The 5,702-nt window shown below is 65.8% G+C and carries 6 protein-coding genes; all 6 read right to left on the reverse strand.

The genetic code is table 11. The features are described from left to right. Positions 1-293: 293 nt before the first annotated feature. Positions 294-2,648: a heavy metal translocating P-type ATPase gene (locus HMPREF0591_RS25940; protein ID WP_007171710.1), complete on the reverse strand. Its 2,355-nt coding sequence runs from the start codon at positions 2,646-2,648 to the stop codon at positions 294-296. 86 nt (positions 2,649-2,734) lie between these two features. Beyond that, a complete protein-coding gene (locus HMPREF0591_RS25945; protein WP_007171711.1) occupies positions 2,735-3,016 on the reverse strand; it encodes a DUF1490 family protein in 282 nt (93 codons plus the stop codon). 57 nt (positions 3,017-3,073) lie between these two features. Continuing rightward, the gene (cmtR, locus tag HMPREF0591_RS25950; RefSeq protein ID WP_007171712.1) at positions 3,074-3,427 is read right to left on the reverse strand and encodes a Cd(II)/Pb(II)-sensing metalloregulatory transcriptional regulator CmtR; all 354 of its coding nucleotides are present in this window, start codon (positions 3,425-3,427) and stop codon (positions 3,074-3,076) included. A gap of 192 nt (positions 3,428-3,619) precedes the next feature. Then, positions 3,620-4,258, reverse strand: a complete 639-nt coding sequence (locus HMPREF0591_RS25955; protein WP_007171713.1) for a class I SAM-dependent methyltransferase — start codon at positions 4,256-4,258, stop codon at positions 3,620-3,622. Positions 4,259-4,286: 28 nt separating this feature from the next. After that, positions 4,287-4,889 carry a methyltransferase family protein gene (locus HMPREF0591_RS25960; RefSeq protein ID WP_040624087.1) on the reverse strand — a complete coding sequence of 201 codons (603 nt, stop codon included), beginning with the start codon at positions 4,887-4,889 and terminating at the stop codon, positions 4,287-4,289. 44 nt (positions 4,890-4,933) lie between these two features. After that, the coding region (locus tag HMPREF0591_RS25965) for a heavy metal translocating P-type ATPase (protein WP_007171715.1) at positions 4,934-5,702 on the reverse strand (769 nt) is incomplete at its 5' end.

The following is a 5,702-nucleotide window of genomic DNA, read 5'->3' on the forward strand; positions in this document are numbered from 1 at the left end:
TCGGGCCAGGACCGGCGCGTGCAGCAACTCTGAGAGATGCATAATCGGGGGCGGCCCGACCGGCTCGGCCGGCGTCTCTGGTCCACTCACTTGTTGCTTACCTTTCCTGCAGGGCGCTCGTCTGCTGCCTTAGATCTAATGGGGTAGCCCCATTCGAACGGGTAGCCCCGCGAGTCCAGACGGGCGCCCTTCGGGGATGACGCTGTGGAGAGCCGCGACACCATGGGAAATTAATTGGCGACCGAGGCCAACGTCGCGTCCTGATACCGTCGCCAGGGCAGTACTTGCCGATCCTAGGCTGGCCATAGATTCGTCGTACCGTTACGTCGAGCCGTACCACGATCACGTGTATTGCGTGATCCGGCAAGAGGTTTGATGCGTCCGGCGCGCACTCCGTTGGCGATGACGACGACCTCGGTAAGCTCATGCACGAACACCACCGCGGCCAGACCCAGGGTCCCGAATAGCGACAGCGGCATCAGCACGGTGATGATCGCCAGCGATAGCCCAACGTTTTGCAGCATGATCTGCCGGGAACGACGGGCATGGTTCAACGCCTGGGGAAGGTGGCGCAGGTCTTGGCCCATCAACGCGACGTCGGCGGTTTCGATGGCGACGTCGGTTCCGATGGCGCCCATAGCGATTCCCAGGTCGGCGGCGGCTAGGGCCGGAGCGTCGTTGACGCCGTCGCCAACCATCGCGGTCCGCCGCTGGGCACGTAGCTCTGTGACCAGGTGTGCTTTGTCCTCAGGACGCAGTTCGGCGTACACGTGCTCAATTCCGGCTTGGGCGGCCAGAGCGGCAGCGGTGGCATGGTTGTCGCCGGTGAGCATCGCCACGTGGTAGTCGCCGGATCGCAGTTCGGCAACGACCTCGGCGGCTTCCGGGCGTAGTTCGTCGCGCACGGCGATGGCCCCGAGCTGACGCCCGTCGCGTTCGACGAGAACCGTTGTGGCCCCGGCTTGTTGCATGCGCATTACCTGCTCGGCGAGGTCGGCTGGATCCAGCCAGCCGGGTCGTCCCAATCGGACATCGTGGCCGTCGAGCCGGCCGGTCAGTCCGGCACCGGGGATGGCTTGCACATCGCTGGCCGCGGCGACCGGTGTTTGGGTCGCGGTGAGAATGGCTGCGGCCAGTGGGTGCTCGCTGCGGGCTTCCAGCGCGGCTGCCACCACCAGCACCTCTTCGCGAGTGGCGTCGCCGGTGGTGGCGATTTCGATGACCGCGGGCCGATTGGCCGTCAGGGTTCCGGTCTTGTCCAGGGCAATTGCGCCGATGGTGCCTAGGCCTTCCAGGGCGGCGCCACCCTTGATGAGTACACCGAACCTGGCGGCCGCCCCAATGGAAGCCACCACCGACACCGGGACCGCGATGGCCAACGCGCACGGAGAGGCGGCCACCAATACCACTAGAGCACGTTCGATCCAGACCGCCGGGCTACCGAAGACGCTACCCACCGCGGCGGTCGCCGCCCCAGCGATCATGATGCCCGGCACCAGCGGTCGCGCGATGCGGTCGGCCAGTCGCTGACTGGCGCCCTTGCGCGCCTGCTCGGCTTCCACAATGTGCACGATGCGCGCCAGCGAGTTGTCCTCTGCCGTCGCGGCTACCTGCACTAGCAGCACGCCGGAACCGTTGATCGACCCGGCGAACACGTCGTCACCGGGTCCGGCTTCGACCGGTACCGACTCACCAGTGATCGCCGAGACGTCCAACGCGGTGCGCCCGTCACGAATGATGCCGTCAGTGGCCAGACGTTCACCCGGTTTGACGATCATCTGATCACCGACCCGAAGGTCGGCTGCGGCCACCACCGTTTCGCTGCCCGCGCGCAGCACCGTGGCCTGATCCGGCACCAGCGACAGCAGCGCGCGCAACCCGCGGCGCGTACGCGACACCGCGTATTCCTCCAAGCCCTCGCTGATGGAGAACAAGAACCCCAGCATGGCAGCCTCGCCGACCTGGCCGAGACCGACGGCGCCGGCCGCAGCGATGGTCATCAACGTGCCAACACCGATGCGGCCCTGCGCAAGTCGTTTGACGGCCGACGGCGCGAACGTCGAGGCCCCTACCGCCAGCGCGACGACTTTAAAACCCAGAGCGACCGGCCCCACTGGAGTGATCCATGCGGTGATCACCGACCCCGTCAGCAACGCTCCGGACAATGCAGCGCGTCGCAGCTTGACGACGTGCCAGAGCCGCTCCGGCGCGTCCTCGTTGTCGTGGTCGCAGCAGTCAACGCCGACCGTACCGGGCGGACGGCCTTGTTCCACATCGCACGAACCCGACCGCACCCGCGTGCTCCAGTCGACGACTCGTTGCACCACACCGGGTTTGCGCCAGTCCGCAGAGTGCTGGGTGCGCGGGGGCACCGACGTTCTCGGGATGTGCGCGGCGTCGGCGATCGCCGACAAGACGGCGGCAGTATCGCAGCGCTCAGGCGCATACCAAATCACCACCGAGGCGGTGCGCGGATAGGCCCGCACGGCTTCGATACCAGCGACCATGCCGACCGCGTCCTCGATCGCGACTGCGCAGATCGTGTCGAATCGAAACCCGCTGGCGTGCACCCGCATCCGTCGGGCCGTTGCAGACACAACGCTTAACTTGAGACCGGAATCGGGGTGCGCATCGGTGGTCAGCATCATCAGCCCTTCTAGTGGTGTACCGGAGCGCCTCGCTTACCGCGGATGGAAAGTTTTCCTCTCCGCCGGGGGGCGTCTAGCGTGCGATGTCAGCTGCAGCAGTCCTCGGCTACGGGGTCAACCGGAAGGGAGGCGTCGTCACCGATCCGATCGCGAGCTTCGGCGACCACGTCGGCGACTTTCAGCCGAGCGGCCTCGGCCGCCACCTCGGCGCGCCGGGTTCCCCGCAACCCCCATTCCGTCGCGGTCACCGCCGCGCGGTGAACGGGAGCGTTTCCCACCGCCCTGCGCACCACCTCGTAGGCACTCACACCGACTAGCCCGGTAAACACCGTCCTGGTCGCCTTGGCCAGTAGTCCATGTGCAACCACAGCTGATCCTCCTCATGTTCTGCTTTCTCGTCGCGGGTCTGCGAGCCCGCTCATCGACTAGCGCGCCCCGCCGCGGACTTCCTCGAACGTGGCTTGCTCACCACCGCAAGGCCGGTCGCTGTCCACCGCGAGAACGACCTGAACCAACTCACCCAGGGCACGCGCGAGGTGACCATCGGCCAGGGCATACCGAACCTGGCGGCCCTCATACGCAGCGATGACGAGGCCACAGCCCCGCAAGCACGACAGATGGTTGGACACATTGGATCGGGTCAATCCGAGGTGCGAAGCCAACTGACCCGGATAGCAAACGCCATCCAGCAACGCGACAAGAATTCGGCACCGCGTCGGGTCGGCCAGCGCCCGGCCCAGCCGGGCCAGCGCCGATTCCCGCACCTCACACGTCAGCATTGCCCCAACAGTACAGCCACCGCTGATATAACAGCAACGGCTGAATTATGGTTCGTATCGGACCTCGGCCTCGCATGTTGATCCGTGGCGGCAGTATGCATTGGACGGATTCGTGAATTCCGCGGCGGGTCACGCATAATCGGCTGTGTTGCTGGACATGATGGCTGTTTGCGATCGGCGGCCTGCTGGCGATTAATTTGTGTCTGGTTTGCGGGCGGTTAGGCGTTCGACGAGTCCGAGTTTGAAGCGTTGGGCGTGTTCGACGCTCAGAATGCCGGCACCGCGAATGTGGTTGAGCGGGCGGCGCAGGAAGTGTTCGCCGCCGACCGGAACGGTGTACGCCTCGAGGAGGTGCTGAACGAGTCGTATTGCGGCGCGGCTGCTTTCGATGTGATCGACAAGGACGAGCCGCCCGCCGAGACGCAGTACTCGCGTCATCTCGGTGAGTGCTTGGCTGTGGTCGGGGATGGCGCAAAGCCCGAAGGTGCAGACGACGGTGTCGAAGGTGTTGTCGTCGAAGGGCAATTGGTGCGCGTCGGCCCGCTGTAGGCTGACGGTACGGCCCAGCTCATCAGCACGGCGGCGGGCGATGTCGAGCATTGCCTGACTCCAATCGATCCCGGTCAGGGTGATGTCGTCGGGATAGGCGCAGAGGTTGAGGCCGGTCCCCACAGCAACCTCCAGCACCGTGCCGGTGGCCTGCCCACACGCCCAGTCGCGTGAATCGCCGAACAGGTGGCGGTCAAAGAACCCCATTTCCCGGTCATATGTCCGGGACTTCTTGTCCCAGTACCGGTTCCACCGGGCAGTGTGGTCATCGGTCGGCGTCATAACTGTCCCCCGTCGTCGGTGTCGGTGTCTAGCTGCGTCCGATGCCGGGCACAAACCGCCCAACCCTGGCGCGGTAATCGATGTAGGCGTGGCCATGGATACGGGCCAGGTACGGCTCTTCAACAACACGGACCTGCACCTCGATGGCCGCCAGCAGGACCACGAACGCGGCCAGGGCCAGCGGGTTGGGCGTCATAAAAGCGATACCGGCGGCGACGACGAGCATGGCAGCGAAGATGGGATTGCGGACCCGGCCGAACACGCCCGTGCGCACCAAGGCGGTGGTTTCGCCGGGGTCGACCCCGATCCGCCAGGATTCACCCATGCCGTGTTGGGCGTAGAGGGTGCCGACGAGTCCTGCGATCGCCGCCACCAACCCGATGGCTTGGACGGCGGGTTTGTGCAGGACCGGGATCGGGGTGATCATCCCACCCAGTTGCAGCAGCGGGGCGGCCACACCGGCGAGGATGGCGCCGACGAATCCGACGCCGGCCCACCATTCCAGCGAGCCGGGACGCCCACTGACGCCGCGAAATCCTGTCGACCCGGTGCGCCTGTGCTGGGACCAGCTGCGCCAGCCGAATCCGAGTGCGGCGAAGAGGAGGTAGAGCGCCAGCGCGGTCACCGGCATCATGGAAGCTCCTCTGTTGTGCGACCCAGCGGCGACATGAGCAATCACTTGCCGGGCAAGGGCGCTACTGCGGTCTGGTGACCATTGGTCGCAGCAGGCGCTGTGGTCGGGTGCCCGTTGAGGGTGGTGGTTTGGCCGTTCATCAGGCGGTAGCGGATCAGTCGAGAGCTGTTGGTGACCACCGCGACCGAGGACGCGTTGTGCAGGATGGCGGCCAGCACCGGCGAGAGCGCTCCTCCGGCGCCCATCAGCAGTCCGACGGAGTTGACGGCGATAGACATGCCATAGTTTTGCCGGATCACCGCGACGGCTCGCGCACCCAGATCGGGTACGTCAAGCAGGCGCTGCAGGTTGTCGTTGGCCAGCGCGATGTCGGCGGTTTCCACGGCGACGTCGGTGCCGGCTAAACCCATGGCGATGCCGATGTCGGCGGTTGCCAGCGCGGGCGCGTCGTTGACGCCGTCGCCGATCATCGCGACAACGTAGCCTTCGTCTTGAAGTTGGCGGACCGCTTGGAGTTTGTCTTCGGGTAGCACCTCGGCGCGCCATTCGTCGATGCCGAGTTCGCCGGCGACCACCTCGGCGGTGTCGGGATGATCACCGGTGAGCATAACGATGCGCTGAATGCCGTTGTTGCGCAACTTGTTCAGCACGTCGGCTGCCTCGGGGCGGATTTCGTCGCGCAGGCTGATCAGCCCGACCAGCTTGCCATCGACGGCCAGCAACAGCGGGGTCTCGGCTTGGCGGCGCAGTTTGTCAACCCACTCGGTTGCCTTCTTGGACACGCGGACCTTTTCGGCACGCAGCAGCGAC

The sequence above is a fragment of the Mycobacterium parascrofulaceum ATCC BAA-614 genome (assembly GCF_000164135.1).
Taxonomy (GTDB): Bacteria; Actinomycetota; Actinomycetes; order Mycobacteriales; family Mycobacteriaceae; genus Mycobacterium; species Mycobacterium parascrofulaceum.